At 37.3% G+C, this 23686-nt stretch carries 22 protein-coding genes; 9 read left to right on the forward strand and 13 right to left on the reverse strand.

Annotation, left to right across the window (positions count from 1 at the left end):
* Positions 1–140: 140 nt before the first annotated feature.
* Entirely contained in the window at positions 141–1007 is an 867-nt protein-coding gene (locus ACRDEC_RS07540; RefSeq protein ID WP_431497726.1) for a T9SS type A sorting domain-containing protein, read from the reverse strand.
* Positions 1008–1427: 420 nt separating this feature from the next.
* Here ACRDEC_RS07540 and ACRDEC_RS07545 point away from each other — a divergent pair, with 420 nt between their 5' ends.
* The 3 genes from ACRDEC_RS07545 (at position 1428) to ACRDEC_RS07555 (ending at position 6395) form a co-directional block, all read left to right on the forward strand.
* A complete protein-coding gene (locus tag ACRDEC_RS07545; protein WP_431497727.1) occupies positions 1428–3092 on the forward strand; it encodes a tetratricopeptide repeat protein in 1665 nt (554 codons plus the stop codon).
* A 99-nt stretch (positions 3093–3191) separates the two neighbouring features.
* The gene (locus ACRDEC_RS07550) at positions 3192–5498 is read left to right on the forward strand and encodes a T9SS type A sorting domain-containing protein (RefSeq protein ID WP_431497728.1); all 2307 of its coding nucleotides are present in this window, start codon (positions 3192–3194) and stop codon (positions 5496–5498) included.
* Positions 5499–5606: 108 nt separating this feature from the next.
* Positions 5607–6395, forward strand: coding sequence for an SDR family oxidoreductase (locus ACRDEC_RS07555; protein ID WP_431497729.1), 789 nt, complete (start codon positions 5607–5609; stop codon positions 6393–6395).
* Positions 6396–6423: 28 nt separating this feature from the next.
* On the opposite strand, the gene ACRDEC_RS07560 is transcribed toward ACRDEC_RS07555, so the two are convergent.
* Genes ACRDEC_RS07560 through ACRDEC_RS07585 form a run of 6 tightly spaced genes read right to left on the reverse strand, consistent with a single transcriptional unit; the run spans position 6424 to position 10442 of the window.
* Positions 6424–7206 carry a tetratricopeptide repeat protein gene (locus ACRDEC_RS07560; protein WP_431497730.1) on the reverse strand — a complete coding sequence of 261 codons (783 nt, stop codon included), beginning with the start codon at positions 7204–7206 and terminating at the stop codon, positions 6424–6426.
* Positions 7207–7219: 13 nt separating this feature from the next.
* The gene (locus ACRDEC_RS07565) at positions 7220–8017 is read right to left on the reverse strand and encodes a TPM domain-containing protein (RefSeq protein ID WP_431497731.1); all 798 of its coding nucleotides are present in this window, start codon (positions 8015–8017) and stop codon (positions 7220–7222) included.
* A gap of 14 nt (positions 8018–8031) precedes the next feature.
* Complete coding sequence (locus ACRDEC_RS07570) at positions 8032–8469, reverse strand: TPM domain-containing protein (protein ID WP_431497732.1); 438 nt, start codon at positions 8467–8469, stop codon at positions 8032–8034.
* 12 nt (positions 8470–8481) lie between these two features.
* Positions 8482–9069, reverse strand: a complete 588-nt coding sequence (locus tag ACRDEC_RS07575; RefSeq protein ID WP_431497733.1) for a LemA family protein — start codon at positions 9067–9069, stop codon at positions 8482–8484.
* Between the two features lie 60 nt (positions 9070–9129).
* Entirely contained in the window at positions 9130–9462 is a 333-nt protein-coding gene (locus ACRDEC_RS07580) for a MerR family transcriptional regulator (RefSeq protein WP_431497734.1), read from the reverse strand.
* Entirely contained in the window at positions 9462–10442 is a 981-nt protein-coding gene (locus ACRDEC_RS07585) for a M23 family metallopeptidase (protein WP_431497735.1), read from the reverse strand. The genes ACRDEC_RS07580 and ACRDEC_RS07585 overlap by 1 nt, the downstream gene beginning before the upstream one ends.
* Before the next feature lie 209 nt (positions 10443–10651).
* Here ACRDEC_RS07585 and alaS point away from each other — a divergent pair, with 209 nt between their 5' ends.
* Both alaS and ACRDEC_RS07595 read left to right on the forward strand, forming a co-directional pair.
* A complete protein-coding gene (gene alaS, locus ACRDEC_RS07590) occupies positions 10652–13288 on the forward strand; it encodes an alanine--tRNA ligase (RefSeq protein WP_431497736.1) in 2637 nt (878 codons plus the stop codon).
* A 72-nt stretch (positions 13289–13360) separates the two neighbouring features.
* Entirely contained in the window at positions 13361–14869 is a 1509-nt protein-coding gene (locus ACRDEC_RS07595) for a hypothetical protein (RefSeq protein WP_431497737.1), read from the forward strand.
* Positions 14870–15114: 245 nt separating this feature from the next.
* Here ACRDEC_RS07595 and ACRDEC_RS07600 read toward each other — a convergent pair whose 3' ends face one another.
* Positions 15115–15801: a hypothetical protein gene (locus tag ACRDEC_RS07600; protein WP_431497738.1), complete on the reverse strand. Its 687-nt coding sequence runs from the start codon at positions 15799–15801 to the stop codon at positions 15115–15117.
* A 193-nt stretch (positions 15802–15994) separates the two neighbouring features.
* On the opposite strand from ACRDEC_RS07600, the gene ACRDEC_RS07605 reads away from it, so the two are divergent.
* From ACRDEC_RS07605 to ACRDEC_RS07615, 3 genes are read left to right on the forward strand one after another with little or no spacing between them, the layout of a single operon-like run.
* Positions 15995–16174: a hypothetical protein gene (locus ACRDEC_RS07605; protein ID WP_431497739.1), complete on the forward strand. Its 180-nt coding sequence runs from the start codon at positions 15995–15997 to the stop codon at positions 16172–16174.
* Between the two features lie 57 nt (positions 16175–16231).
* A complete protein-coding gene (locus tag ACRDEC_RS07610; RefSeq protein ID WP_431497740.1) occupies positions 16232–17179 on the forward strand; it encodes a GSCFA domain-containing protein in 948 nt (315 codons plus the stop codon).
* Between the two features lie 2 nt (positions 17180–17181).
* Positions 17182–17799, forward strand: a complete 618-nt coding sequence (locus tag ACRDEC_RS07615) for a DUF4230 domain-containing protein (RefSeq protein WP_431497741.1) — start codon at positions 17182–17184, stop codon at positions 17797–17799.
* On the opposite strand, the gene ACRDEC_RS07620 is transcribed toward ACRDEC_RS07615, so the two are convergent.
* The 4 genes from ACRDEC_RS07620 to ACRDEC_RS07635 all read right to left on the reverse strand — a co-directional run bounded on the left by ACRDEC_RS07620 (position 17800) and on the right by ACRDEC_RS07635 (position 22760).
* Positions 17800–19557: an aromatic amino acid hydroxylase gene (locus tag ACRDEC_RS07620; protein WP_431497742.1), complete on the reverse strand. Its 1758-nt coding sequence runs from the start codon at positions 19555–19557 to the stop codon at positions 17800–17802.
* Positions 19558–19842: 285 nt separating this feature from the next.
* Entirely contained in the window at positions 19843–20376 is a 534-nt protein-coding gene (locus ACRDEC_RS07625) for a DUF4136 domain-containing protein (protein ID WP_431497743.1), read from the reverse strand.
* Between the two features lie 69 nt (positions 20377–20445).
* On the reverse strand, positions 20446–22422 hold the full coding sequence (locus tag ACRDEC_RS07630; protein WP_431497744.1) for a urocanate hydratase: 1977 nt from the start codon (positions 22420–22422) through the stop codon (positions 20446–20448).
* 146 nt (positions 22423–22568) lie between these two features.
* Complete coding sequence (locus ACRDEC_RS07635) at positions 22569–22760, reverse strand: DUF5522 domain-containing protein (protein ID WP_431497745.1); 192 nt, start codon at positions 22758–22760, stop codon at positions 22569–22571.
* Positions 22761–22788: 28 nt separating this feature from the next.
* Here ACRDEC_RS07635 and ACRDEC_RS07640 point away from each other — a divergent pair, with 28 nt between their 5' ends.
* Positions 22789–23115, forward strand: coding sequence for a hypothetical protein (locus ACRDEC_RS07640; RefSeq protein WP_431497746.1), 327 nt, complete (start codon positions 22789–22791; stop codon positions 23113–23115).
* 50 nt (positions 23116–23165) lie between these two features.
* On the opposite strand, the gene ACRDEC_RS07645 is transcribed toward ACRDEC_RS07640, so the two are convergent.
* Positions 23166–23681 carry a hypothetical protein gene (locus ACRDEC_RS07645; protein ID WP_431497747.1) on the reverse strand — a complete coding sequence of 172 codons (516 nt, stop codon included), beginning with the start codon at positions 23679–23681 and terminating at the stop codon, positions 23166–23168.
* Positions 23682–23686: the final 5 nt, after the last annotated feature.

A 23686-nucleotide genomic window follows, 5' to 3' on the forward strand; every position in this document is an offset into this window, starting at 1 on the left:
AAAAGACCACATTTGAGTTTAAATATGAAAACACCTAACTTTGTATATGAAAAAACCAGTGAAGTTAACTTCACTGGTTTTAATTAATTTATTGTAAAACTTGTCAACCTATTTTAGGACGACTCAGTATTTTCTAAAATCTATTTGACAATGATGTTTTTGCTTGAAATAGAATTATTATCATTTAGGATTGTTAGTGTGTAAATTCCGTTTTTGAAATTATCACCAATCATGAATTCGATGGTAGTGTTGTCTGCTTTTGTAAAAGGTACGGTTTTTAAATTTCCGGCCATGTCAAAAAGAGCTACTTCAACAACTTCATCAGTTTTGGTTTTTATTTTCATCACTTCTCCTTTTTTTGCCGGATTGGAAGATAAAACCGTAAAGGTGTTGTTAACTTCTGCAGTAGTTTTTGCCATTGGGGTAACTACAACATCGTCAATTTCCATTTGAACGCGTGCTCCGCCGTTTTCATTCGCATTTGCTGTCATTGATGGATAAAACCAAAGCTGGCTGTTGTCGTTTTCTGGTGTAAAGTTTACTTTGACTGTTTTCCAGCCATTTATTGCGATGCCCATTGGTTTCGACCAGATTACTTCACTTGCGTAAGGTGTTTTTGGCATATCGGAAGATCCCGTAGAGGTCATTCCAGTTACTGCTCTTACATTGGCTGTCGAGTTCAAAACGACATCATTAGGGTTGGAAACATTTGAAGAAGTTTTTATTTTAAACGAAACCTGATAGGTTTTACCTGCCTGAAAATCGTAATCAGTAGTAACTCCTTCACCTAGATTAGAATGTGACCACATCCATAATGAAGTGTTTTCGTCTGTTGTTTCATGAACTGAAGGATTACCGTGACTTGCATTCCACCCGCCAACGCAATTAACATTTTGGCTATAGTCGCTTTTAGGACATTCGCTTGTTAATTTGCTGTTGGTGATGGATTGACCGCTTATTATTCCCCCAAATAAAAGCAGCGTTGTTACAATAATAATCTTTTTCATAATGTTTTATTTTTTGATTTAGAATATTTCGATTGTTTAATTCGTTGTTGCAAAGATGTGGCAACCATCAAAAAAATAGGTAGGGTTTTATACTCATTTTGTAGGGGTGTTTTTCCCCTTTATTCTATACTGGTTTTTAATGACCTCTTAATTCGTTTTTTCTTATAAATCTTCGGAAAGCCCGTAAATATTGATAGAATAACTTTCATTATCTGTTTTTTTTCGTTAAAAACGCAGAAAATATTTTACAGATTAATTAGGAGATGAAAAAAGAGAATCCTCATTTTAGGCTAAAAGGCTAAAATTCAATGTAAATCATTGTTTTGCTGTCTGACTTTCCAAGTTAAAATTCAAACGGAAAGAGGTTTTATTTTTTGCAATTCCATCTTATATTTGAATAAAATATTTCACAACTCAATTATGTTACAAAAAAGGCTGTTCAGGTTCTTGGCTTCTGTTTTCTTGCTATGCCTTTTGTTTGATGCAAGAGCACAGAATAATGCAAGCGTAAAATGTGATTCTTTAGTTAAGTCAGGGGTTGAAGCACTGAATAAAAACGAACATATGCGCTCCTTGGAATTGCTTACTAAAGCCCTTGCGATGTCAAGAAGTAATGATTTGCCTAATCTCGAGTTCTTAGCTTTAAATAATATAGGAGCGAATTATTACCTGCTTCTGGAGTATGGTGAAGCCCTTAATTATTATTTGGAAGCTTATACTGTGGCTATAAAAAAGCTGGAGCCAAAGGACGAAATGATTGTTCTGAATAATATAGCTATTTTGTATTCCGAAGAGAAAAAGTACGATAAGGCAAATGAATATTTTAACAAAGCATACGGAATAGCCAAGGAAAATAAAGATAACTTTCGGATGGGGCTTTATGCAATGAATATGGGTAATCTTGCCAATGAAAGTAATAATTACAAGCTCGGAAGGACTTATTTTGTAGAATCATTGCCTCTTTTGGTAAGCCAGCCTCAATTTGTAGTGCTTGCAAAAATAGGTCTTGGAGATTGTGATGTAGCCCTTGGGAATCCTAAACGCGCAAGGGAATCTGCTGAAGAATTACTGAAAACAACCAAAGACCTTGAATTCAACTACACTGGTATTGCGCTTTACATGATTATTTCCAAGGCCTATCTGAAGGAAAACAAATTAGAGGAAGCTTTGGATTTCGCTAAAAAGACGCTGCAAAAAGAACCGAACCTGGATACCAAACTCAAGGTGTTCGAATTATTATCTGACATCAATTTCAAGAAAAAGAATTATGCTGCGGCGCTTCAATATAAGGATTCGATTATCAGCACTAATCAGGAACTGGATAAAATCAAAAACAATAAACTATACGAAAACAGTAAAGTTAAGCTTGAAATCCAGAATTATAAAAACCAATCGGAACGTAACGAGTCAAAATTGGTCAATGAAAGGAAAATTTTCTACACGATTCTCTTGTCTGTAATAATTATTGTCTTTTTTATAGTTGGAATCCTTCGTAACCTGTCTCTTAAACACAAACAGAAAAAACTCATTGCAGAGAGAAATGAGCAGATTTTAGCATTGGAATTGGAAAAAGAGAAAAGAGAATTACTGTTGCTTGAAAAACAATTTGATGAAAACAACGCTTTGTCATTGTTAGAACAAGAGCGGCTTAAAAACGAAGTGGAACAGAAAAACAGAAAATTGTCTGCGAAAGCTTTGTACTTATCCGGAAGAAATTTAATGATTGAAGAAGTTTTATCCGAATTGACAGTATTATTACAAGAATCGAAAAATAATTCTTTGGTCGAATACATAGAAATTTTAAAGAATCATTTGAAAACAGATAACGAATGGGACAATTTTATTACTCATTTTGAAGAAGTAAATCAAGGGTTTCTGATTTCTTTAAAATCAAAACATCCTAACCTGACCGCTAACGATATTCGATTCCTTTCTTACATTTATATGAACTTAAGTACAAAGGAAATTGCCTCAATGCTTAATATTACTCAAGATTCCTGCCGAAAAAGAAAAGAAAGGATTTCTGCTAAAATGGAACTCGAAAAAGAAGTGAATCTTTACGATTATCTGGCTTCTATGCAGTAATCACACTTTGTCCGCATTTACGTCACACTTTGTCCGGGTTTTAAATAGCTTGGTCTTGTTTAGTTTTTTTAACCTTTGGGAATCTAAATCTAAACAAAAATGAAAAAAATTACACTACTAGCGATTTGGTCTTTTATTTGCTGTTCGGCAAGTGCCCAAATGACTCTTGAAGGTTCTACTGATTACGGAAAACTGCAGGACGTAACCTACGATGCAACTGTTCCGAATAAATTATACGCAGCAACTCAAGGCAATCATATTGTTGTTTCTTTAGATAACGGACAAAATTGGAATCTGCTTTTTTCTTTCCCTAATTCAGGGGTATTTATTGAGGATTTAAGATTATTGCCGGGAAACAATGCTTTGTCGTTTTCAACAGGCAGTTCTATCTGCATCCTTAATTTAGCGACGAATCTGATTACTGCTACATTCCCTGTTCCGCAAAGTGGTGTTCCGGGAGCAAGTCTTAGTCGTTTGAGTTCTTATTATATGAATGATGCTGATGGAACAACTATGCTGGTTGATACTACTTTTAAAATTGGTTTTGCCGGTTTTGGAAAGACATTTTATACTGAAAATGGCGGAACTACATGGCAAGAAATTTATTATACGGTAAATAATGATAACGTTTTTATTAATAATGTTGCAATTAGCCCAAACAATCCTAAAATGCTGTTTCTGGCCAGAGGATTGGGAGATAGTGGTATAGATGGCGGAGTATTTATTTCTGTTAATGGAGGAATCAGCTGGACAGAATCATTAGCGGGTGTTTCGACCGAAGCTATCGCTTTTAATCCGGGAAATACTAACGAAATCTTAGTTGGTTCGTCTATTGGTTTTGGTATCCATCCGGAAAATTTATTCAAATCAACAGATAATGGACTTAGCTGGAATACTATCCCAATTACCTGGACAGACGAAACATTAAACAATATCACAAAGATTGTATATAATGCTTCCAATCCGAATAAAATCATCCTTCTTGAAGAAAACGAAATTGTTCGCAGCGACGATGGCGGAGACACATGGCATAATGTGGTATATCCGGTAGGAATTTCAATGGAATATTATTATGGGATAAATGCTTCTTATAATCCTGTTAATGAAAATCAGGTGGTTATAACAACAGACTTATATCCTCAGATTTCAAATGACAGTGGAGCAACATTGACACAAATTAGAGCGCCTTTCTTTAATTCTGTAGGAACTTCAGTTGGAAAATATGCTACTGCAGGGTCCCATTTGTATTATAGTGCACAAGGGGGACGTTTGCATAAAAACCTGCAAACAAATACAACATTGGCATTCGATACAGAATTGCCAAACTCATTCAATCCTAAAAAAAATTATGTTGTTGCTGATCCAACTATTCCAGGCAGGGTTTTTACATATGCTTCAATGGGCTTTTTCGGAGGTTTCTTAAATGTAAGTACAGATTATGGTGCAACTACTACTAATCTTTTACAGGCATTCGCAGACGATATGCAGGAACTGACAGTTGACCCTAACAATAGTAATATTATCTACGTATCTATGCGCAGTTCTGAAAATAGCACTGTATCTAAAATTGATTTTAGTGATATAGATAATATAATTATTACCGAAATTGTTACTCCTGAAATAAGTGAGTTTGGATATGGTGTGGTTACGGGAATTATCGTGAACAGTACAAATTCGGATGAAATGTATATTGCTAAAGGGACAAAAGTATTTAAATCAACAGATGCAGGTACAACTTGGATCGAAAAAACAGATGGGTTGACTCTTAATGAAAATAGTGATATCATTTTTGATTTGGTTAAAAATCCATTAAACCCAAATCAATTTGCAGTAGCGTCAAATGCAGGAATCTATACAACAGTAGATGCGGCAGAAGGCTGGGCATTGTCTGCTGGAGGCACAAATGTTAATAAGTTAAAGTACTCGCCGGTTAATGACGGAGTTATTGCAGCGGGATCGTATACTTCTATGTATGGAGAGGCTTCAATTCTTTACTCTGTTGATAATGGTTTGACTTGGTCTACAATTTCTTCGGCACAATTAAACTATGCCGGAACTGGCGCTATGGATTTTGATTTTAACGGAACTACCATTGATGCTTACATCGGAGTAGTGGATTTGGGTGTGACTAAATATTCAATCATTAATCTTCCTTTGAGCATAAAACAACCTTCGTTAAATAATAGTTTAGGTCTTTACCCGAATCCAGCTGTAACCGAAGTTAATCTTACGGTACCGGATACGACGCAAATCCAATCGGTAACTGTTTTCTCTTTATTGGGACAAAAGGTGTTGGAAAGCAATACAGCTAAACTTTCTGTTTCCGGATTGGCTAAAGGAACTTATGTTGTGAAAGCGACAGTTGCATCGGGAACTGTTTTTGTTCAAAAAATGATTGTGGAATAAGGCATTGCTTTTCATATTAATTTTGGTTTTTAACATGACCTCGGAATTATTGTTCCGGGGTTTTGTTTTTTAGGGTTATTAATTGCTTTTTATTATTTTTATAGAAAAATGGCAATGGTCAACAATAAAGTAGTTTGGATTACAGGAGCTTCGTCAGGTATTGGTGAAGGGTTAGCGTACGAATTAGCGACTAAAAACTGCAAACTTATTCTGTCAGCCCGAAATCAGGAAGCACTCAAAATGGTCAAATCAAAATGCAATACTGAAGTGATTATTCTGCCTTTTGATCTGGCGGATTATGACAATGCCAAAAATCACGTCGAAAAAGCAATTGCTGCTTTCGGAAGAATCGATATGCTGATTAATAACGGAGGAATCAGTCAGCGTTCGTTATTGGCTGAAACAGATTTTAGTGTCGATAAAAAACTGATTGAAGTCGATTATTTAGGAGTTGTGGCTTTAACCAAAGCATTACTTCCTCATTTTCTAAAAAACAAAAGCGGTCATTTTGTAACTATAACAAGCCTGATGGGGAAATTTGGATCGCCTTATCGTTCCGGTTATTGCGGAGCAAAACATGCTTTACATGGTTTTTTTGATGTGTTGCGTATGGAACACCAGAAAGACGGGGTAGATGTAACGCTTATTTGTCCTGGATTTATTCAGACGAATGTGGCTAAAAATGCTTTAACTGCCGATGGTTCAAAACAAAATACCGATGATAATGCTACCCAAAACGGAATGCCGGTGGCTGTTTTTGCTAAAAAATTTGTCAAAGCAGTTGAATCTAAAAAGTTTGAAGCCTATATCGGCGGAAAAGAAGTAATGGGCGTTTATTTAAAGCGGTTTTTTCCGAAATTCCTGCATTACTTTGTACTGAGGAGTACTGTCCGATAAATCCAAAGATATAAAGTTTATAAAAATTTTATTTGCAATATTTCTTCATGAGAGCTTTAGCAGGTTCATAATTCTCTGAGTCCACTGCTTTTCTTAAATCAGAACAATAATCTCTCTTGCGGTCATAAATAAGGTAGTAAGCTGCACGATCCACATATGCCTGAGCGCTTGGGTGCAAGATAAGGACTCTGTTAAAATCATTTAAAGCTGTTTTGTCACCAATCACTGACTTACAATAGCCTCTGAAAGCAAAAGACAAATAATCGGTTGGATTTAATGCTATTGCTTTGTCAAAGTCTTTAATAGCTTCTATATGTTTTTCGGCTTTCATTTTTAGAAACCCTCTTTTCTCATATGCAAAACCATTTTTTGGATCAATTTCAATGGTTTTGGTATAGTCTTTAAAAGCTCCTTCTACATCATTGAAGCGATACTGTTTAATGTAAGCTCTGTTGTAAAATGCCTTGAAATTTTTTTTGTCCAATGCAACCACTTTTGAATAATCGATGAGTGCACCTTGGTAGTCTTTAAGGAGATCTTTCAGGTATGCTCGGTTGAAAAAAAACTCATGGTTTGTACTGTCTGATAAAATCGCTTTGTTATAGTCTGATAATGCCTTATCGTAATTTTTGTTTAAAGAGTTGAGATAACCCCGATGAAAGTAAGCATCGGCACTTGGTTTTGTCTTAATTATAGAATCGTAAGAAGATATTTTGGCATCTAAATTCGGATCATGAATTTCTTCGGCTAATTGAGATTGTGCTGTATTCGGGAGAAATAATATAAATAATAAAAGAAAGAGATATTTCATTTTAATAAGTACATTACCAGCTTCCGCCACTTCCGCCGCCAGAGCTTCCGCCTCCGCCAAAACCACCACCAAAACCACCACCGCCAAAGTCTCCGCCTCCAAAGCCACCGCCTGAAGATGAACCGCCTCCAAAACCACCACGACCTAAACTGCTCAGGATAATAATATCCGATAAGTCTAAACCACCTCCGCGATTGCCGGAGTTACCTCCGTTATTCTTGTTTTTGGATATGATAATCAGTATGAAAACAAACAGACCGATGAAGAAAATTATAGGAATTCCTCCACCACCATCATTATTTTTTTTGCGTGTTCCTTTGTACTTTCCTTTGAAAACATCGAAAAGCGCGTCAGTTCCTTTATCAAGCCCTTTGTAATAGCTTCCGGCTTTAAATTCCGGGATGATGATATTCCTGGTAATTTCACCGCCAATTCCGGCTGTCAATCTGTCTTCCAATCCATAACCTGCCGAAATCCAAATTTTTCTTTCTGTTTTGGCTAATAAGATCAGAACCCCATTGTCCTTTTTGGCTTGGCCTAATCCCCACTGGTGCAGCCATTTTGGAGTCAATATTCCAATATCCTCGCCTTTTAGGCTTTCTATGGTAACAACAACAATCTGAGTTGTAGTAGAATCCGAATACTTAATTAGTTTTTGTTCTAATTGTTTTTTCTCAGTTGAATTCAACACATTCGCATAATCATAGACTGAAGTCTGAGCTTTAGGAGTTTCAGGAATGGTAAACTGGGCAAAACTAACCTGTGTGAATAAAAAACAAACGAGCAGTTTCAGATAAATCGAGTAATTCATTTTAGGGAAAGTCATTATCCTTTAGATATTTCGTTTGACAATTCGTTGGTATCGCCATGTTCCCATGGAAAATAATTTTTTAGCTGTTCACCGGCTCTCAGAATTCCATCAATAAGACCTTGCTTGAAATTCCCGTTTTTAAAATGTGAAGCCATAATGTCTTTGGTGCAATCCCAAAAATCATGCTGAACCACATCATTAATTCCTTTATCACCATAGATGACAAACGTTTTATCTTTTACTGCTACATAAATCAAAACCCCGTTTTTTAGTTGGGTCTGATCCATTTTCAGCAGGTGAAACACTTCCATTGCGCGTTTAAACACGTCAATGGAAGTTGTTTTTTCTATATGTACTCTAATCTCGCCGGAAGTTTCATTTTCAGCCACACGAATAGCTTCAACAATTTCTTGTTCATCTTCTTTGGTTAAAAAATCTTCTACTTTTGACATTTGTTTTTTAGATTAGAATTTTACTTCAACTGGTTTTTCTGCACCTTCAACAGCATTGAAGTAAGCTTTCTCTTTAAAACCGAACATTCCTGCAAATAATGAATTCGGGAAAGTTTTAATATGAGTGTTGTAAGGTTTTACGGCTTCATTAAAACGCGTTCTTGCAGTCAGGATCTGATTTTCAGTACTGGCTAATTCATCTTGCAATTTCAGGAAATTCTGATTGGCTTTTAATTCTGGATACGCTTCAACAGTTACCAATAATCTGGATAATGCTGAAGAAACCCCGCTTTGTGCTTTGTTAAATTCAGCCAATTGTTCCGGTGTGATGTTTGTTGGATCTACATTTACTGAAGTCGCTTTAGCGCGGGCTTCCACTACAGCGGTCAATGTGCTTTTTTCAAAATCGGCAGCTCCTTTTACAGTGTTTACTAAGTTTCCGATTAAGTCATTTCTTCTTTGGTAAGAAGTTTGCACATCTCCCCATGATTGCTCAACAGACTGGCTTAATGTTACTGCAGTATTATTAATTCCTTTAACCCAGCTGTATAGACCAATAATTATAACAGCTCCAATAATCCAAGGCAAAAATCTTTTCATGTTCTTATAGTTTAAAAGTTATTTTCTTTAATGCTAATTAGTCGGTGATTTTAAAATTAGTTACAATTCATTTTTAATATTCACTAATTGAGTCTTAATCGACTCCAGTTTTCGTATAATATCAAATTTGTCCAATGTTTTCTGTTGCCCTTCTTTCAGATGTACTTTGGCGCCTTCTAAGGTAAAGCCTCTTTCTTTGACCAAATGATAAATCAACTGCAGGTTTTTGACATCTTCGGGTGTAAACATTCGATTACCTTTGGCGTTTTTTTTGGGTTTCAGAATGTCAAATTCTTTGTCCCAAAATCGGATAAGCGACTGATTTACGTCAAACGCTTTCGCAATTTCGCCCATGCTGTAGTATCTTTTATTTTCAGGTAATTCGATATGCATTAATCCAGTGATTGATTTTCTTGAGACGCTAACTTAGCAATGGCTGTATATTCCACTGCTGAAATATTCCCGTAATAAAAATTAATTGGGTTGATGGCATTTCCGTTTTTATGTACTTCATAATGACAATGCGGTGCTTCGCTTCGTCCGGTGCTGCCTACAAATCCTATGATGTCTCCACGATTTACACGTTGTCCCACTCTTTTGTTGTAACGGCTTAAATGGGCATATAAAGTTTCGTAACCATAACCATGTCGTATTACAATATGATTTCCAAATCCGGAAGCAGTGTTGTCAGCACGCTCAATAACACCATCGCCGGTAGCAAAAACAGGAGTTCCTGTTGGTGCTGTAAAGTCCATTCCTTTGTGCATTTTTCTTGCTTTTGTAAAGGGGTCGGATCGATAACCGTAACCTGATGCCATTCGTCGTAATTGCTCATTTTTTACAGGTTGTATAGCAGGGATTGACCCTAAAAACTTTTCTTTTGCTTTCGATAGTTTTAGTATCTCATCCAACGATTTCGATTGTACAGCAAGCCGCTTCGAAATCATATCAACACGTTCGGTAGTATTTGATACCAATTGCTCGTTGTTGGAACTCAAAAGTTCTTCAAACCGTTCTTTGGTAATAATCCCTTTCTTTTTTGGCATTTGGGAAATTGGAGCGTTGTTAAAATACACTCTGTAAATATTATTATCTCGATCCTCAACATTGGCAAGAACGGCATCCAGTTCGTCCATTTTCTTGTCTAAGATCTTATAATTCAATTTCAGATTTGCAATCTCCCGGGTTTGTGCTTTGTCTTTTGGTGTTTCAAAATAGGGGGTGTTTAATAATACGACAAAACACAAGAAACCAAACAATGCCGATGCAACTAAAAACAATGCTGCATAACCCAAACTTTTTGCTTTTTTGGGTTTTATCTTATGATAGGCTAAATTTTCGGTGTCGTAATAATATTTAACTTTTTTCGACATAACTTAAAAATATACTACTTTTGCACTCATTATTACAAAGTAACAACTATTATACGTAATAACTTAAAAAATGTTTCAACTATTTGTAGATTTTTGAAGCGCGGCTTTTAGGATATTTGGTAAATTGGTTCCTTAGTTTTACCCTGTAATTTTAAGAAAAACCAAAAAAACCAAAAACCGGATAATAAAATATAAAGAATCAATACAAAATGAAATCACAAGACATTCGTAAGCAATTTTTACAATTCTTTGAAAGCAAAGGACATACTATTGTTCCGTCTGCTCCAATCGTCCTTAAAGACGATCCGACCCTGATGTTCAACAATTCAGGAATGGCCCAGTTCAAAGAATTCTTTTTAGGGAACGGAACTCCAAAAAGCCCAAGAATAGCCGATACGCAAAAATGTCTTCGTGTGTCAGGAAAACATAATGATTTGGAAGATGTAGGTTTCGATACGTACCATCACACCATGTTCGAAATGCTGGGGAACTGGTCTTTCGGTGATTATTTTAAGAAAGAAGCTATCAACTGGGCTTGGGAATTATTGACGGAAGTTTATAAAATTCCAAAAGAAAACTTATACGTTTCTGTTTTCGAAGGAAGCAAGGAAGACAACGTGCCTTTCGATCAGGAAGCTTGGGATATCTGGAAAACATTAATCGATGAAGACCGTATTATCCTCGGAAACAAAAAAGACAATTTCTGGGAAATGGGTGATCAGGGACCTTGCGGACCGTGTTCTGAAATTCATGTTGATTTACGAACAGAAGAAGAAAAAGCACAAGTTTCAGGAAAAAGTTTGGTAAACAACGATCATCCGCAAGTAGTGGAAATCTGGAACAACGTATTCATGGAATTCAACCGTAAAGCAGACGGTTCTCTAGAAAAACTACCAGCACAGCACGTTGACACCGGAATGGGATTTGAACGTTTGTGTATGGCGTTACAAGGAAAAACGTCCAATTACGATACGGATGTTTTCACGCCGCTTATCGAAAAAGTAGAGCAGATTACAGGATTGAAATATACTTCTAATGAAGTTAAAAATATAAGCGAAGAACAAAACAAAACGAATATTGCCATTCGTGTTATTGTAGATCACGTTCGTGCGGTAGCCTTTGCTATTGCTGACGGACAGTTGCCTTCTAATACAGGTGCGGGTTATGTAATCCGCAGGATTTTACGTCGTGCCATCCGTTACGGATTTACGTTCTTAAATACAAAAGAACCATTCATTAATAAATTGGTTGAGGTTTTGGCGAATCAAATGGGAGAATTTTTCCCGGAAATCAAAACACAGCAACAATTGGTTACGAATGTAATCCGTGAGGAAGAAGCTTCTTTTTTAAGAACGCTGGATCAAGGATTGCAATTGCTTGAAAATGTTGTAGAACAAACTTCAGGTAAAGAGGTTTCGGGTGCCAAAGCTTTCGAACTATACGATACTTTCGGTTTTCCAAAAGATTTAACAGCTTTGATTTTGAAAGAAAAAGGAATGTCGTTCAACGAAAGTGAATTCGACGCTTCCATGCAGGCTCAAAAATCTCGTTCACGTGCTGCATCAGAAGTTTCAACAGAAGATTGGTCTGTTTTAATTCCAGGCAATGTAGAAACATTTGTAGGGTATGACCTAACAGAAAACAATGTAAAAATTTCCAGAATCAGAAAAGTAGACTCTAAAAAAGATGGGATTTTATACCAAATCGTTTTAGACAATACACCATTCTATCCGGAAGGAGGAGGTCAGGTTGGAGACAAAGGAACTTTGGTTTCTGCTAATGAAACGATTGAAATTATCGATACCAAAAAAGAAAATAATTTAATTCTGCATTTTGCAAAACAACTTCCTGAGAATATTGAAGCAGGTTTTGTGGCCAAAGTCAATACAGATTTAAGAACTTCAACGTCTAAAAATCACTCAGCGACGCATTTGATGCACTTGGCGTTGCGTACGATTTTAGGAACGCATGTGGAACAAAAAGGATCGTTGGTAAATCCAAATTACCTGCGTTTTGACTTCTCACATTTCAGTAAAGTGACAGACGAAGAAATCAAACAAGTAGAAGATTTTGTCAATGCAAGAATCGAAGAGCAACTGCCTCTAATAGAAAGAAGAAACATCCCTTTCAAACAAGCAGTGGAAGAAGGAGCGATGGCTTTGTTCGGTGAGAAATACGGAGACAATGTACGTGCTATCAAGTTTGGAGATAGTATGGAATTATGCGGAGGAATCCATGTCGGGAATACTGCCGAAATCTGGCATTTTAAAATTATTTCAGAAGGTGCTGTAGCGGCTGGAATCCGTCGTATCGAAGCAATTACCGGAGATGCTGTCAAAGATTTCTACACAAACCAGGAAAATACGTTAGCTGAAATAAAAGAGACGTTAAAAAACCCGCAGGATATAGTAAAATCAGTGAGTGCTTTACAAGACGATAATGCAAAACTGAAAAAACAAATTGAGCAGTTATTAAAAGAAAAAGTTGACGGTTTAAAAAATGATTTGGTTAATGAATCTCAAGTAATTAACGGAATTAACTTTTTAGCAAAACAAGTCAATTTGTCTATGGCTTCTACAAAAGATTTAGCCCAGGCAATCGGAACTTCAAAGCCCAATTCGTTTGTGTTTTTAGTTGCTGTTGATGATAATATGCCAAGCATTCATTGTTATATCTCTAAAGAATTGGTTGCAGAAAAAGGTTTAAACGCAAACAATGTAATCAAAGAACTTGGAAAATATATTGATGGTAACGGCGGCGGACAGCCATTCTTCGCCTCAGGAAAAGGGAAAAATGCTTCCGGCATTCCAGAAGTTTTAGGCAAAGCCATTGATTTTATAAAATAAGAAAACCCGGAAATGAATGTTTCCGGGTTTTTTGCTTTCTTTGTAAAAAAATAAAAGAAAGCCTCAAAAAATATGATGAAAAAATTACTTACTCTAGTGCTTTTGGGAACCATCAGTACAGTCAATGCACAAGATAAAGCGATAAATGTAGTGTTTAAGGAAAAATACAAACACCTCTACCACGATATTAACGAAAACGGTGATGTTATATTTGTTTCAGGGGATTACAAGTCTTCCAAGAAAGCAAAAGTGGAAATCAACAGATACGACAGCAACCTAGAATTAGTATACAGCAAGGATGTGGTCGAATCCGATTACAAAGGGTTATCCGCTTTTTTTGGCAGAGGAATGGATGCTTCGCCTATAGATTATGATTTTTACTTAAGCAAAACAGGCGATTTGACAGTGTCAGTATCAGATAGTATGGTGATCGATAAAAGCGGTAATTCTAAAAGATTTCAATACAGGAATGAATTTAAAAACTTCAGAACGGCAACCACAGCTTACCATAAGGATTTTGCATTCTATTTTGGATATAAGATTGATCCCAAAAGCGATGATCTTTCTAAAGAAATGTATGTCAAAAGAATCAGCCTGAATGATTTCTCCAAAAACACTAAAGAATTTACCCTTCCGCCATTCCCACAATTATTTGAAGGAGAACTTTACAGGATTTTTCTGGATGAGTCTAAAGCAAAGAGAGAGGAATACAAAAAGAAAACGATTTATGAAGTAGGAAATTCCAACAACGAAAATCTTCTGATGGTCAATAAACTCTTGAGTGAAGATCTAACTAAAAACCAATACAATTTGACCAGTGTAGATGCCGATTGGAATGTGGTCAAAAGAACCAGTTTCGCCATCGAGCTGAAAGACGGAAAGTTTTTTGCGCTTTCTAATAATGGCTTGAGCGGCTATAAAATGACTTATTATCAGTCAGCAGTAACTACACACAGACTTTTTACGGAAATGGCGACAGGAAATGTATATGTAGAAGGTCCGAATGAAGATTTTTATTATGTATATGGTGTCTATGCGAAGAAAAAAGCATGGACGATGAATGCCGTGTATCCTTCAGGGTTTTATGTGCATAAATTCAATACGAAAGGGGAGTTGATTTGGAAATTGGAAAAAGAATTAGCAAATAAAGAGAACGAATTTGATAATGCGCAAAATGCCTATTGGCTTGACTTACGATTTTTCAAAATCAATGAGAAAGAAATTGTGGTCAGTATTTACAATCCGGAAAACAAACTGGCCAATTTCATTACCATGGATCCTGCTACAGGTAAAATCCAAAGATGTGAGGATATTAAAGTAAAAATGAGTAATGCAAAACTCATGGTTTGGTCTGGCAACGAAATCAAAACAGGAATCGTGATGAAAGACCTTTACGGCAAAAACAACCTCGATATCAATACGCTTATTGCCTGTAAGCTGAACAAGAATGTAAGGGAATACCTGAAAAGAGACTTGGAAACCGAAAGGGATTTCAACGGTTATATTACAAAAACAGGTATTGTCTTATTGGAAAACAACCGGGAGAAAAAGACCTACAAAATCCTGAAATTCAATTTTTAAAACCTAATAAGACCTCACTTTTCGTGGGGTTTTTATTTTAATAAGCGCATCAGGGCAGCTGTTCCGGCTGTACACTATATCTTTTGTTTTTTAAAGAAAAAAACAAAAGGATGCCGTTTCCATCCGGGCTGCGGAAAACTGCTTCCAAAATACTTTTTCATTTTCATCGAGCAATTCGCAGTTTTTCTACGAATAAATTATTATAAAGAAACCTCACTGGAATGTGAGGTTTCTTTTCATTTCTGTCAGACAGCATCTGTATCCTGCGTTTGGGTGTTCCGCTGAGCTGAAGCCCTCATTCGACCAATATTCTTGCTCAAAGTATACTCTTCCTGACGCACCGTATCTTTAAAAACCAGTTTGCCTTTTCTGGCAATATTGGCTATGTATTTATACAGCTCCTCATAATGTGCCGTGTTGGTTTCCGTCAGTTGTTTCATCTTGTCCATAAATTGGTTCTGCAGGGTATTGCCAGTTTCGAGTTGCAACTTGTATCCAGTCAATACATCAACATAGTTTGAAGGCATGCCCTCGACTTCCAAAACACCCTGATACGTTGCCACATATTGTTTTATAGCTTCCATTTTAAGTATGGCACCTTCTATATTACGTTTGTGCAGCTCGGTTTTCAATTCCGTAATAAGTCCGTTGTTAAGCCCGGCATCCTTCAGGTAACTGCTCAGGTAATTTAAACTGCTGTTTATTTCATTAGCCAATTCATACAGGTTTCTTGTTGCATTTTTTTGCTGCTCATTCAATACGAGCTTGCTTTCCAGTTCCTTTACAAACTCGAGTTTGGCCATAAAAGCTGCTAAATAAGTGACATTCAATTTTGGATAATGCACCGCAATAGCTGCCTGGTCTCTTCTGAAATTAGGCAATATAAAATCACCCAAAGTGGTGTACTCTTCTCTTCGGATTTTTGAACCCATGATACTTAAATTTTAAATGGTTAATATATTTTTAAATATCTAATATAAGAATTATACTACAAAATAATTATCAAGGACCTCCGTTTTGTTCATTTTTTAACAAAAGATAATTACCATCCATTTCAACAAAGAAAATAGTATTTTGTTTTTATGGAAAGATTTCTATAAAAGTCCGGTAGAAACTATTTTACATATGGTAGAAAATGCTTTGCATAAGGTAGAAGATACTTTGCATAAAGTAGAAGATACTTTGCATAAAGTAGAAGATAGTTTTCATAAGGTAAATGATAGTTTTCATAAGGTATACTATACTTTTTATAAGAAAGAAGCTATTTTTCATACAGTTGAAGCCCTTGCAAACTGTAAACCGTAAACTGTAAACTAAAATCTAAAAACTATTCACTATTTTTGACTACTAATCGTGTCCACCATGCAGTTCTCTACCACCATTCCTATTCCCAATCACCCGTTTCCCATAAGCTATAGTTCCAAAATAATCTCACTGGGTTCCTGTTTTGCTGAAAATATAGGGGAGAAGCTGGAGTACTTCAAGTTCCAAAATACAGTCAACCCCTTCGGTATCATATTCAACCCGGTTTCCATCGAAAAAATCATCCGTAAGGCCCTCGCCAAAGAACGATTTACCCCAACTGATGTATTTTTCCATAACGAAGCCTGGCATTCTTTCGATGTACATTCGCAATGCAGCCACCCTGACAAAGAGCAGTTGTTAAGCAATCTCAATACCATTCTCGAATCTGCCCATACTCAAATAACCGAAGCTACCCATATCCTGATCACCTTAGGCACCGCATGGGTATACCGGAATAATGGAGCTATTGTAGCCAATTGCCATAAAGTCCCCCAGAAACAATTCACGAAAGAACTCCTTTCTACCGAAACCATACAATACAACCTCAACAACACCATCGCTTTACTTACAGAAGCCAATCCAAAAGCCCATATCCTCTTTACTGTTTCCCCAGTTCGTCACATCAAGGATGGCTTTGTCCAAAACCAACAAAGTAAATCGCATCTTATTGCGGCTTTGCATGCGGTTTTAAATTCAGAAAGCGAACGTTTGGCCTACTTTCCGTCCTATGAAATTATGATGGATGAACTACGTGATTATCGGTTCTATGCTGAAGATATGCTGCATCCAAACCAATTGGCCATAGATTATATCTGGGAGCGATTTATTGAAACGGTCATCTCATCCGAAGCTTTTTCTACGATGGAAGCAGTGGATGCAATACAAAAAGCGCTGGCACACAGGCCTTTTAATCCTAATTCCGAAAGCCATCAGAAGTTTTTGCAAAATCTGAATCAAAAAATCAATACATTAGCATTGCAGTTTCCTAATATGAAATTCGAATAAGTATGGTCCACCTTATCAACTATAAGAAATTATTCTATCTGCTTTTAATCGGTATCCTGGTTTTTCTTGTCATAAAGTCCTTTGCCACCGATACGGAGGCTACATCCGAATACAATTCTAATCTCATCCAAGAGCAAATAAAGAACGTCGGCAAATTAGTAGTTACCGAAGGGCATTTCTCTCAAGTGCTTACGTATAAAGACAAAGACAGCTATTTAGGCGGTATGATTTCTTTCGATAAAAAAGCATTGGTAGTGGTCAACTCTGATGTTACGGTGGCGTATGATTTGCGCCAGATGAAGTATGACATCAGCGAGAAAGACAAAACCATTACGATATTGAATATCCCGAAAGAAGAAATCAAAATCAGCCCGGATATCCAATATTACGATATAGAGCAGAGTAAGCTAAATGAATTTACGGGAGAGGATTTTAATAAGATTACCAAGAAAGTCAAAGCGGATCTGGCTGTAAAAATAGCGAAATCTACCTTAAAAACGAATGCACAGAACAGATTGATAAGTGAACTTTCCAAACTGTTGCTGGTAACCCATTCAATAGGCTGGAAAGTTCAGTATAAAGGTTTAGAAGTTACTTCCGAAAAGCAGTTTGCCTTGTAATTAAGCAGTAGCTTTATCAAAAATAAGATCCAATCCATTTGAAATCAATTTGGCAGCCTCAGGTCGGATGACTTTAAGTGCTTCCAAATGTTTGGTTGTCTTTTGTTCCAAAACGATATTGTTTTCACGATGCGCCAGTTCGGTAATCTCAACAGATAGCAACCAGTCTTTCGGATGGTTTTCAATCAGTTTGTCAAACGTTGCTTCAAGCGTTATAACCGATGGTTTGCCTTCTCTTATGTTGCGAATGTTTTGGTACAAGCTTTCCAGTTCTTCACGTTCCTGAGTTTTCTTGGCTTTGATTGTTTTGCTGGAAGGAACATGTGTAATCAAGTCAAAGCTTCGTATATCGGCTGGACCGGAAAAAGCAGAAATAACCTTCTTGCCAATGGCCATGTCATAAATGCCCCATTCTGGTTGGAACAATACAGTGTCATGATGCGTTACTGTACAGTTTTTAAAACTGATAGTAATGATCTGCCCTTGAAGGTTGCGTGACCCGGTAATGATCTCACCCGATACGATAATGTCGCCTTCGAATTCTAGGGTTACCTTTTGTCCTTCTGAAATGGCGTAAGCGCTTAAGTCACGAGGACTCATGTCTTCTATAGCAAGGTTGATGCCTTTCAGCTTACCGATAGGGGAGCCAAAACCTTCACTATGGTATTCCGTTCCGTGGCCTACTAGTTCTTTTTCCCGGTTGGATAAGGCAGTTTTCCCTGTGGTTTGAATGTAAATAGGTTTCCCTTGATGCTCAATTACATTCGTGAAAACACCGGAAATCTGGATTCCTGTACTCAATTCAATGGTGCCTAATGCATTGGACTTGATTAGTTTCTGTATTCCGGAAAGCCCTCCGGTACGCAAGGCCATTTTATTGGCAAATTCTTCCAATACCTGATTCAGGTGTGCGAAATCAGGAGTGACGTACAATTGCGGTTGTGGTTTGGTGATGTCAAAACTTTGGTCTACGGCATGAATGTCATAAGGCAGCTTTTTTACATTATCAGTCATGCACCAAGCGCTCTCCCCAATAGAAGAGAGCAGTCCGGCACCATATATTTTAGGATTGTCAAGGGTGCCTATTAAACCATATTCTACGGTCCACCAGTGCAGGTTTCTGATTTGAGCCATTTCTGAAAGCTCACCCATGTCATTTTGTAAATCATCAACACGCTTTTCAATAGCTTCGATTTCTTCTTTAGGCGTTCCTTCTGCTTCTTTCAAAATGGATAACAAACGGATGGCCTCGTACATTTCGTAATCTCTTGCTGATGAGATGGCTTTACAGCCTATTTCTCCAAAACGGCGCAGGTATTCTGCATATTCAGGATTGGCAATAATAGGAGCGTGACCGGCACCTTCGTGAATAATGTCCGGAGCGGGTGTGTATTCTATATGTTCCAGCTGACGGATATCAGAGGCAATGACTAGAACATTATACGCCTGGAATTCCATAAAGGCATTTGGCGGAATAAAACCGTCAACAGCGACAGCAGCCCAACCGATTTCTTTCAGGATACGGTTCATGCCATACATGTTCGGGATATTCTCGATTTCAAGCCCGGTTTTCTGTAGTCCGTCCAGATAAGAATCATGAGCTACTTTCGAAAGATAATCAACATTTTTACGCATTACATAGCGCCATACCGCCTGGTTAACAGGAGTGTATTCCTCATAATTTTGCGGTTTGATAAACTGTTTTAAGTGTTTAGGCAGTCTTTCTATTAGCGGATTGGTTTGAAATTCGGTATCCATGATTTCTGTGGCTATTGTATTTCGGGTAAAATTACAAAATGTTTAATGAGAATACAATGCGAATTAACAATGTATTTTGATGCAGCTTAAAGTATCTTTTGAAGGTAGTATTAGGCAGGTAAGCATACTATATCCATGCTATATCCATACTATATCCCGCACTTTAAGTAGAAGATAAGTTAAGATAGGCGACTGTGTTTCCGGAATGGGACTATGACTGAACAGGAGAGAAAAAAAAGAAACCTGTCTTAAAAAACAGGCTTCTTACAGAAAGTGAATTTTGTATTATTTGGATTGCGGGGGGAATTCAGCGATGATTTTTGTAACAAACTCGTTGATACGTTCGTCTTTTTTATGGGTATCCTGCGTTAGATATCCTGTGCCCATTCCTTCCCAGATAAGTTCTTTGTTTTTTGCATCAATTAAATCAATGTATAATGTCCCTTCGGTAGAAGAGGATACGTACGTTCTTCCTCCCCATAGGTAAGGATTCCACCCGTAGCCCCACCCGTAACCCCATCCTGCATTGAATTGGTTTACGTCGATACGCTCTCTTTCTTTAGTGAAAATATTGACCAATAAATCAGGAGTTTCACTTTTAGTCATTCCTTTTGCAGACAATTGCGCGTCGATAGACTTAAGGATTCTTTTTTTATCCAAATCGGAAATTTCGGCTTTATCAATTCCGCTTTTATGAAAAGCATAGGTTTTGTATTGGCTAAAATTTACAGATTTATCATAATCAGAATTTACTCTTACGGTACTGCACGATGTAATTGCAAATACAAGTAATACGGCTAAAATTTTTATTGTTTTCATAGTTCCTTATTTAAGTTAAACGCTTTAAAGTTTAAAGCTTAAATACTAACGCTAACTTTAAACCTAAAATTATAATAATGAATCATCTACTATATTAGGGATGGTAACTTTTAATAAAGGTTGCGTCTCCATGGCTCTTTTTATTGCAAAAATAGCACCTTCGTTCCTTGCCCAGCTTCTTCTGGAGATACCATTGTTTACATCCCAGAACAGCATTGATTCCAAACGTCTTGATGCGGCTGCACTACCGTCCAGAACCATGCCAAATCCGCCATTGATTACTTCTCCCCAGCCAACTCCGCCACCATTGTGGATAGAAACCCATGTAGCACCGCGGAAACTGTCCCCGATTACATTTTGAATGGCCATATCGGCAGTAAAACGGGAACCGTCATAAATATTTGAGGTTTCTCTGTATGGAGAATCAGTGCCTGAAACATCATGATGGTCACGTCCTAAAACTACGTAGCCTATTTCTTCTTTAGCAATTGCCTGATTGAAGGCTTCTGCTATTTTAGTTCTTCCTTCTGCATCGGCATATAGGATTCTGGCTTGCGAACCTACGACCAGTTTGTTTTCCTGAGCTCCTTTAATCCATTGAATATTATCTGCCATTTGCTGTTGGATTTCGGCAGGTGAATTTTTTTTCATTTCTTCCAAAACCTGGCAGGCAATAGCATCCGTTTTTGCTAAATCTTCCGGTTTTCCTGAGGTACAAACCCATCGGAATGGTCCGAATCCGTAATCGAAACACATTGGTCCCATGATGTCCTGAACATAACTAGGGTATTTAAAGTCGATTCCGTTTGGTGCCATCACATCGGCTCCAGCACGAGAAGCTTCCAGTAAGAAAGCGTTTCCGTAATCGAAAAAATAGGTTCCTTTTGCAGTATGTCTGTTGATAGCTTCTGCGTGGCGTCTTAATGTTTTCTGAACTTCTGCTTTAAATTGTTCCGGATTATTGGCCATCATTTCGTTGGCTTCTTCAAAAGAGATTCCTACCGGATAATAACCGCCTGCCCAAGGGTTGTGAAGTGATGTCTGATCAGAACCTAAATCGATATGTAAATTTTCCTGATCAAAACGCTCCCAGACGTCTACAATATTTCCTAAATAGGCAAGGGATACAATTTCTTTGTTTTCCTGTGCTTTTCGTACACGGATAACTAATTCTTCTATATTCTCGTGTACTTCATGAATCCATCCTTGTTCATGACGGATTCTGGTGATTTTAGGATTTACTTCAGCACAAACAGTTATACATCCTGCAATAGTTCCTGCTTTTGGCTGTGCGCCGCTCATTCCGCCTAACCCGGAAGTTACGAATAAGTTTCCGGATGGGCTTTTTTTAATTTTTCTGAACCCGTTTAAAACGGTGATAGTTGTGCCATGTACGATTCCTTGCGGGCCAATGTACATATAACTTCCGGCTGTCATCTGACCATATTGCGTTACGCCTAAGGCATTGAATTTTTCCCAATCATCCGGTTTGGAATAGTTAGGAATCATCATTCCGTTCGTAACCACAACTCTTGGTGCTTCACTGTGCGAAGGAAATAATCCCATAGGATGACCTGAATACATAACTAAAGTCTGTTCTTCAGTCATTTCAGAAAGGTATTTCATGGTCAGCAAGTATTGAGCCCAGTTACTGAACACAGCGCCGTTTCCTCCATACGTGATTAATTCGTGAGGATGTTGTGCTACAGCATAATCCAGATTGTTCTGAATCATGAGCATGATAGCTTTTGCCTGTTCGCATTTTCCGGGATATTCAGAAATAGGTCGGGCATACATGTTGTAATCCGGACGCAGTCGGTACATATAAATACGTCCGTAATTGTGTAATTCCTCTTTAAATTCAGGAATCAGTTCGGCGTGGTCTTTTGAATCGAAATAACGCAGGGCATTTTTCAGGGCCAGTTTTTTTTCTTCTTCAGACAGTATTTCTTTACGTTTTGGAGCGTGGTTTATATTGATTTCGTATGGTTTTGGCTGTGGTAAAACCGATGGGATTCCTTGTGTTATTTGTTCTTGAAAAGTCATTTTGTATTTATTAGGTTATTCGATTATTTGTTTTCTATATTTTATCGGGGAATAGAAAACTAGGGATATCGAATGTCAGACCTGTGATAGGACTTGTGGATTTTTATTTTGTATCTCAGTAAATGAATGTCCATGATTAGCTGTTGTTAGTTGTCTGTTGCCGGTTTTTTGTTGGTTCCTGTTTTTCTGTCAAAGCCATAAGGGCAATGACGGCAGCCACTTTTGCAGCAATATCCCCTTTTTAGGTGGTACTTCTCGGTAAAACACTTATAACCTTCGGGAGTATAATAAAAATCTTCTCCTTCAATTAATTTATTTTCTTTATTTTGGTCATTCATACGGACAAATTTAGGAACTTTACCTGTAATGATTGTATTAGTATTAAAATATTTAACGCCAAAAGGCTTTCGCGGCATTACACTTTTTCCTTTTATTATTTTGGTAAACAGGAAGGATAGGGAAGATGCGGTGATGCTGAACCATGAAAGAATCCATATTTCTCAGCAGATTGAAATGTTGGTTATCCCTTTTTTTTTCTGGTATGGCACGGAGTTTTTATTCCGATGGATACAATATAAGGACAAGCATTTAGCATATAGGAATATTTCTTTCGAAAGAGAAGCGTATGCTAATGAAAAAAACCTCAGCTATTTAAAGCAAAGGTCTTTCTGGAGTTCTTTTAAGTATTTGTGATTTATTACGTCAATGTTGTTATGAAGTGATTCTTCCTTGATTGAATCGTTTCAAAATTTTAATACAGCCACTTTAAATGTTCCGGCCGGAGGGTTAATTGTGCCTAGCGTTAAGTTTGTAACTCTTATTGTTACTGTGTCTGCGGCACTTACCCATGCTTGAAAGTCAAGTCTGCTATCTGTAATTGTGGCAATAGGGATCCCTAAAGCAACCGGGTCATTTACTTGAGCGCCAGTAATTGTTACTGTCAAAGTTGATGTAGTACCGGCGTTAAGGCTGGGAAAATTCAAACTAGAGCTAGCAGTAAGTGTTTTGGATAAGGTATATCTTGTGCTTCCTGAACTTGCATAATAATTTGTTCCGTCAAACTCCACTGCACCACTTTCCGGTGTAGTCAGGTTTGTTCCGGCAGTCAATTTGAGCGGCGCCGTATTTACAACAGCAGTACCGGCTGCAATTTGCAATTTTGCAGTTGGTGAAGTTGTGCCAACTCCTACTTGAGAATAAATAATTTGTGTAAGTAATAATGTAACTCCCAAAGCGAAAAGTAATTTTGTTCGTTTCATATTAT

Source organism: Flavobacterium sp. (genome assembly GCF_050696275.1).
GTDB lineage: Bacteria > Bacteroidota > Bacteroidia > Flavobacteriales > Flavobacteriaceae > Flavobacterium.

Excerpts from the sequence above, each read along its gene's own strand:
- ACRDEC_RS07540 (WP_431497726.1), bottom strand. The coding sequence starts at position 1,007 with ATGAAAAAGATTATTATTGTAACAACGCTGCTTTTATTTGGGGGAATA.
- ACRDEC_RS07545 (WP_431497727.1), top strand. The coding sequence starts at position 1,428 with ATGTTACAAAAAAGGCTGTTCAGGTTCTTGGCTTCTGTTTTCTTGCTA.
- ACRDEC_RS07550 (WP_431497728.1), top strand. The coding sequence starts at position 3,192 with ATGAAAAAAATTACACTACTAGCGATTTGGTCTTTTATTTGCTGTTCG.
- ACRDEC_RS07555 (WP_431497729.1), top strand. The coding sequence starts at position 5,607 with ATGGCAATGGTCAACAATAAAGTAGTTTGGATTACAGGAGCTTCGTCA.
- ACRDEC_RS07560 (WP_431497730.1), bottom strand. The coding sequence starts at position 7,206 with ATGAAATATCTCTTTCTTTTATTATTTATATTATTTCTCCCGAATACA.
- ACRDEC_RS07565 (WP_431497731.1), bottom strand. The coding sequence starts at position 8,017 with ATGAATTACTCGATTTATCTGAAACTGCTCGTTTGTTTTTTATTCACA.
- ACRDEC_RS07570 (WP_431497732.1), bottom strand. The coding sequence starts at position 8,469 with ATGTCAAAAGTAGAAGATTTTTTAACCAAAGAAGATGAACAAGAAATT.
- ACRDEC_RS07575 (WP_431497733.1), bottom strand. The coding sequence starts at position 9,069 with ATGAAAAGATTTTTGCCTTGGATTATTGGAGCTGTTATAATTATTGGT.
- ACRDEC_RS07580 (WP_431497734.1), bottom strand. The coding sequence starts at position 9,462 with ATGCATATCGAATTACCTGAAAATAAAAGATACTACAGCATGGGCGAA.
- ACRDEC_RS07585 (WP_431497735.1), bottom strand. The coding sequence starts at position 10,442 with ATGTCGAAAAAAGTTAAATATTATTACGACACCGAAAATTTAGCCTAT.
- alaS (WP_431497736.1), top strand. The coding sequence starts at position 10,652 with ATGAAATCACAAGACATTCGTAAGCAATTTTTACAATTCTTTGAAAGC.
- ACRDEC_RS07595 (WP_431497737.1), top strand. The coding sequence starts at position 13,361 with ATGATGAAAAAATTACTTACTCTAGTGCTTTTGGGAACCATCAGTACA.
- ACRDEC_RS07600 (WP_431497738.1), bottom strand. The coding sequence starts at position 15,801 with ATGGGTTCAAAAATCCGAAGAGAAGAGTACACCACTTTGGGTGATTTT.
- ACRDEC_RS07605 (WP_431497739.1), top strand. The coding sequence starts at position 15,995 with ATGGTAGAAAATGCTTTGCATAAGGTAGAAGATACTTTGCATAAAGTA.
- ACRDEC_RS07610 (WP_431497740.1), top strand. The coding sequence starts at position 16,232 with ATGCAGTTCTCTACCACCATTCCTATTCCCAATCACCCGTTTCCCATA.
- ACRDEC_RS07615 (WP_431497741.1), top strand. The coding sequence starts at position 17,182 with ATGGTCCACCTTATCAACTATAAGAAATTATTCTATCTGCTTTTAATC.
- ACRDEC_RS07620 (WP_431497742.1), bottom strand. The coding sequence starts at position 19,557 with ATGGATACCGAATTTCAAACCAATCCGCTAATAGAAAGACTGCCTAAA.
- ACRDEC_RS07625 (WP_431497743.1), bottom strand. The coding sequence starts at position 20,376 with ATGAAAACAATAAAAATTTTAGCCGTATTACTTGTATTTGCAATTACA.
- ACRDEC_RS07630 (WP_431497744.1), bottom strand. The coding sequence starts at position 22,422 with ATGACTTTTCAAGAACAAATAACACAAGGAATCCCATCGGTTTTACCA.
- ACRDEC_RS07635 (WP_431497745.1), bottom strand. The coding sequence starts at position 22,760 with ATGAATGACCAAAATAAAGAAAATAAATTAATTGAAGGAGAAGATTTT.
- ACRDEC_RS07640 (WP_431497746.1), top strand. The coding sequence starts at position 22,789 with ATGATTGTATTAGTATTAAAATATTTAACGCCAAAAGGCTTTCGCGGC.
- ACRDEC_RS07645 (WP_431497747.1), bottom strand. The coding sequence starts at position 23,681 with ATGAAACGAACAAAATTACTTTTCGCTTTGGGAGTTACATTATTACTT.